Below are 1,779 nucleotides of genomic sequence, written 5' to 3'. Positions count from 1 at the left end.
GGGGGGGTGCCCCTATGTGTTTGGTCAAGGTCCAAGGCCGCTAGGTTCGTGCGGTCGAGGGCGGGCCGAGTCGTAGGGGCGTGCATGAGTGATAGCGAGATCACGATCAAACTCACGAGTGATGAGGCTTTGGTGCTGTCGCACTGGCTGGAGAGGCTCCAGATGACGGACCTTAGCCAGGTTGTTGACGATCCGGCGGTCTGGGCACCGATCCATCGGATCTCCGGAACGCTCGACAAGACGCTTCCGGAGCTGTTCGCGCCGGACTATGACCAGCGACTGGAGGCCGCTCGGCAGCGGCTTCGGCCGGAGGACTGATCAAGCGGTCTCAACTCCTCACCTGGCCGCAGCCGGTCGGGGTGCGTAGAAGGTGCCGTCGCGGAGCATGGCGAAGAGGACGTCGGCCCGGCGTCTGGCGAGGCAGAGCAGAGCCTGTGTGTGGTGCTTGCCCTGAGCGATCTTCTTGTCGTAGTAGGTGCGGGAGGCGGGGTCGGACAGGGCGGCGAACGCGGAGAGGAAGAAGGCCCGTTTGAGCTGCTTGTTACCTCTCCTGGACTGCTGTTCGCCGCGGATCGAGGAGCCTGAGGAGCGGGTCGTCGGAGCGAGTCCGGCATAGGCGGCGAGGTGGGCGGCCGAGGGGAACCGGGAGCCGTCCCCGACGTCGATCAGGAGGCGGGCCGCGGTCCTGACGCCGACGCCGGGCATCGAGGTCAGGACCTTCGAAAGAGGGTGTGCCTCCAGGAGTTCGTCGAGCCGTTTTCCCAGCAGGCGGCGCTGGTCGAGCACGGCGGTCAGGGACCGGGCCAGGCTCGGGACGATCAGTGCGGCCGCGTCCGTGCCCGGGACGACGACGGTCTGCTCGTCGAGCGCGGTGAAGATGTCGTCCACCAGGCGCTCGGCCATCCGCGGGGCCTTCGGGCGTATCAGGTTCACCAGGCGTCGCCGTCCGGCATGACGGATCTGGGCGGGCGATCCGAACCGTTCCAGCAGAAGCAGGACGGCCGGATGTTGCATGCGCGGGCCGAGGATCCTCTCCAAGTGCGGGTGGACCTGCGTGAACAAGCCGCGCAACCGGTTGGAGAGCCGGTTGGCCTCGGCGACCAGGTCATCGTCGAATCCAACGAGCATCTCCAGCTCGGCCACGGTCTCGTCGTCCAGCACGATGGAGCGGAGGGTGTGCGGCATCGACCGGGCGGCGTCGGCGATGATGAATGCGTCGCGGGCGTCGGTCTTGGCCTCGCCGGGATAGAGGTCGGCGATCCGCCGCATCGTCAGGCCAGGCAGATAGCCAACCTCGCAGCCCATGGCACGGGCGACGGCCAGCGGCAGGGCCCCGATCGAGGCCGGCTGGTCCACGACCACGAGCACGGTCCCGTGTTTAGCCTGCAGTTTCGCGAAGACTTCACGGAGCTTGGGTTCACTATTGGGCAGGCGTCGGTCGAATGCCTTCTTCCCGGCCGATGTGACGGCGGTGGCGTGGTGTTCGCCCTTGCCGACGTCCAAGCCGAGGAAGAGGTCGATGTTACTGATGTCGATCACGTGCACGCTCCGGTCGTACTCACCCGGCCTTGCCACGGCACTGATCGCCACATCCACATTACGAAGAGCCTCCCGACCTGGGGAAAGGCCGGTGGTCATGCCCCTAATCAGCGGTCTGTCAGTGCCTTCGGAGCCGGTGACACCACCCCCCGGGCCATCCACTCGACAAGGGGAGGTAGTCATGCCAACTCCGAAGGCCGGTAACCCCGTTGCGGGGCTACGAAAAAGGTAATGGGGGGG

2 protein-coding genes are annotated in these 1,779 nt (G+C 66.4%); one reads left to right on the top strand and one right to left on the bottom strand.

Features of this window, described 5'->3' with window-relative positions:
- Nucleotides 1–84: 84 nt before the first annotated feature.
- On the top strand, nucleotides 85–318 hold the full coding sequence (locus H9Y04_RS45530; protein ID WP_187820130.1) for a hypothetical protein: 234 nt from the start codon (nucleotides 85–87) through the stop codon (nucleotides 316–318).
- A gap of 18 nt (nucleotides 319–336) precedes the next feature.
- Here the strand turns inward: H9Y04_RS45530 and H9Y04_RS45525 are convergent, their stop codons facing one another.
- Entirely contained in the window at nucleotides 337–1,539 is a 1,203-nt protein-coding gene (locus tag H9Y04_RS45525; RefSeq protein ID WP_187820129.1) for an IS110 family RNA-guided transposase, read from the bottom strand.
- Nucleotides 1,540–1,779 lie beyond the last annotated feature (240 nt).

The sequence above is a fragment of the Streptomyces polyasparticus genome (assembly GCF_014493765.1).
In the GTDB taxonomy this organism is placed as follows: domain Bacteria; phylum Actinomycetota; class Actinomycetes; order Streptomycetales; family Streptomycetaceae; genus Streptomyces; species Streptomyces polyasparticus.
The sequence above is the reverse complement of the archived record's forward strand: the minus strand, read 5'-3'. Positions and strand labels throughout refer to the sequence as shown.

Excerpts from the sequence above, each read along its gene's own strand:
- H9Y04_RS45530 (WP_187820130.1), top strand. The coding sequence starts at position 85 with ATGAGTGATAGCGAGATCACGATCAAACTCACGAGTGATGAGGCTTTG.